This window comes from Caballeronia choica (assembly GCF_001544535.1).
GTDB lineage: Bacteria > Pseudomonadota > Gammaproteobacteria > Burkholderiales > Burkholderiaceae > Caballeronia > Caballeronia choica.
The window spans coordinates 1-2887 of record NZ_FCON02000349.1; the positions used below are offsets into that span (position 1 = coordinate 1).

Annotated in this window: 2 protein-coding genes; both read right to left on the reverse strand. The window is 62.8% G+C overall.

Features of this window, described 5'->3' with window-relative positions:
• Positions 1-326: 326 nt before the first annotated feature.
• Entirely contained in the window at positions 327-1178 is an 852-nt protein-coding gene (istB, locus tag AWB68_RS43675; protein WP_087650289.1) for an IS21-like element helper ATPase IstB, read from the reverse strand.
• Positions 1175-2689, reverse strand: coding sequence for an IS21 family transposase (gene istA, locus AWB68_RS43680; RefSeq protein WP_087650290.1), 1515 nt, complete (start codon positions 2687-2689; stop codon positions 1175-1177). Before istA ends, istB begins: the two co-directional genes overlap by 4 nt.
• Positions 2690-2887: the final 198 nt, after the last annotated feature.

The window sequence follows — 2887 nt, forward strand, 5'->3', positions numbered from 1 at the left end:
TGTGGCGCGACAATCTGGATGAGAGACGCGCGACAATCAAGTTGAGAATGTCGCGGCAGAAATGATGATGCCGATGTTGATTGACGCTGGCAAGCGTTTATTGATTGACGCGCGGCGTTGATTGACGCGGGCGAGTGGGTGTCGCGCGACAATCAAGCTGAAGCCACCAGTCGTTGAGGATTGCAGTGTGATGGTGACGCCGCAGGTATTCTGGTTGCGCGACAATCAGGATGATAATGTGGTGGCGTGGAAGATGATGCCGGGGTTGATTGACGCCGGCTAGCTTTGCCTGCGAGCCGCGCGTCAATCAGGATGAGAACAGCGGGTCATTCGGTGAGGTCGATGCCGTGCTGATCCTCCTGTGTCGGTGGCACGCCAACGTTCTTTGGTGTCGCTCTACTGGCCGGGCGTCCCGGTCCCTGCTGCTTGCGCTGCAGGGCAGTACGGCGACGGTAGCTTTCGACGTTCAGCTCAAAGATGGTCGAGTGATGGACCAGCCGGTCGACGGCGGCCACCGTCATGGCCCGGTCGGGGAAAACATTGTCCCATTCGCCAAACGGCTGGTTGGCCGTTATGCAAAGGGAACGGCGCTCATACCTGGCGCTGATGAGCTCGAACAGCACCGACGTCTCTGCCTGGTCCTTGCTGACGTACGCAAAATCGTCCAGGATGACCAGGTCGAAGCGATCCAGCCGATTGATAGCAGATTCGAGAGCCAGATCGCGGCGCGCGGCCTGCAACCGTTGCACGAGGTCGGTAGTGCGAGCGAAGAGGACCTTCCAGCCCTTCTCCAGCAGGCTCAGTCCGATAGCCGACGACAAGTGCGATTTGCCCCCTCCGCTCGGCCCCAGAAGAATCAGGTTGGTGCCGTTACGCAACCAGCCATCGCCAGCGCAAAGCGCCGAGACGTGCGCGCGCGACACCATTGGCACCGCGTCGAAATCGAAGTTCTCCAGTGTCTTGCCCGGCAGGAGCTTGGCGTCCCTGAGGTGACGTTCGACTCGGCGTCGATCGCGCTCGGCGATCTCGTGTTCGGCCAGCGCCATCAGCAGGCGCGCTGCCGGCCAGCCTTCGGTGTCGGAGCGCTCGGCAAAGCTGGACCAGATCTGCTTGATGGCGGGCAGCCGCAAATCGTTGAGCAGCAGCGACAGGCGGGTGGCGTCGATGTCGAGACTCATGCCGTCACCTCCGTTGCCATGTCAAGCAGGGCTTCGTAGTCGCTCAGCGCGGCGAGCTGGATGTTCACCTCCGGCATGCTGCTCGTCGGCTTCGCTTCGAAGCGCGAACACAGTGCGTCGAGATCGGGTAACTGTCCATCGTCCAGGCACTGCTGCAGCGCCTTGGCCAGTTGGGCTTCGCAGTTGTGCTCGTGGGCCAGGCTGAGCAGTTCTACCATGGTCCTGCATGCCTGACGCTCCGGGAACTGCTCGAGCAGGCGATCGAAGCTCAGGCGAAAGGCCTCGCGCGGAAAGATCTGATCGCGGTAGACCAGGTTGAGCAGTGCCATGGGCTTGCGGCGCAGCGCGTGGATGACGTGCCGGTAGTTGATGACGTGGCCGTGCTTGCCTTTGGGACCCGCACGGCCGCGCTGCAGTGTCATCAGGGCCGTACTGCCCAGAAACAGCTCCAGCCGGTCGTCGTACAGACGCACGCGCAGGTGATGGCCGATCAGCCGGGACGGGACGGTATAGAACACCTTGCGCAGGACGAAGCCGCAGGTGGTCGTGACGTACACGCGCGTTTCCTCGTAGTCACACGTACGCTGGGCCGGAAGCGGCTGAAGCAGTGCCCGCTCGACCTCAATGCGTTTGCCATTACGCGCGTTGATTCGACCGACGATCTCGTCGATGAAGCGGCGATAGGAACTGAGATCGTCGAAGTCATGACTGCCGCGCAGAAGCAACGCATCACGCACTGCGCTCTTGAGGTGGCCATGAGGGCTCTCGATGGAGCCGTTCTCGTGGGCAACGCCACGGTTGTTGCGTGTGGGCTGCATGCCGTAGTGGGCGCACAGCGCATCGTAACGCGTGGTCAGATCCTTGCGCGCGTCGGCATCGAGATTGCGGAACGCCGCCGACAGGCTGTCGCTGCGGTGCTCACGCGGCGCGCCCCCGAGTGCCCAGATGGCGTTCTGCAGCCCTTCGGCCAGCGCGACATAGCTCTCGCCGCCGAGAATGACGTGAGCGTGCTCAAAGCCCGAGCAGGCCAGCCGGAAGTGATAGAGGCGGTGGTCAAGCGCGACACCCGCCACGGTGACGCCCAGGCTGTCCATCTCGGTGAAGTCGGACAACCCGAGACGACCGGGTTCATGTACCTGACGGAACATAACGTCATGCTCCTCGCCATGGAGTGCGCGCCAGTCGCGAATACGGCGCTCCAGTGTGCGGCGCACGTTGCCCGGAAGGTCGGGATGGCGCCGAAGCATCTCGTCCAGTACGGCTATCGGCCGGATGCCGGGAGCGCACTGGAGCAGCGGCACGATCTCGGTGTCAAAGATTGCCGCCAGGGGATCGGGACGGCGACGCGCACGTGGTGCCTTCTTCTGCGATGGCAGTCGCCTGTCCTGATCGATGCGATAACCCGTGGCGGCGCTGAACCCGGCGCGCGCAGCCGCTTGAGCTGGTCCTTCCTTGAGTCTGTACTTCATGTAGAGCCTCATCTGATGGTCGTTGATGTGTCGGCCGGGCAACTCAGCCTCCCTTCGCTACATGGAAGAACTGTTCATACCCGATTTACCGCGACCACCGACAAGGCACCCCGGCAGCGGGGCGGACTCCTCGGCGCGGCGTTGCGGCAGCGGTTCCGGGCTACGCCCTCCACCGCTGCCGCAACGCCAGAACTCTCATCCTGATTGACGCGCTGCTCTCATCTTGTTTGACGCGCGGCA

Bases quoted from the DNA above. Each gene is read 5' to 3' on its own strand.
- istB (WP_087650289.1), bottom strand. From the start codon at position 1,178: ATGAGTCTCGACATCGACGCCACCCGCCTGTCGCTGCTGCTCAACGAT.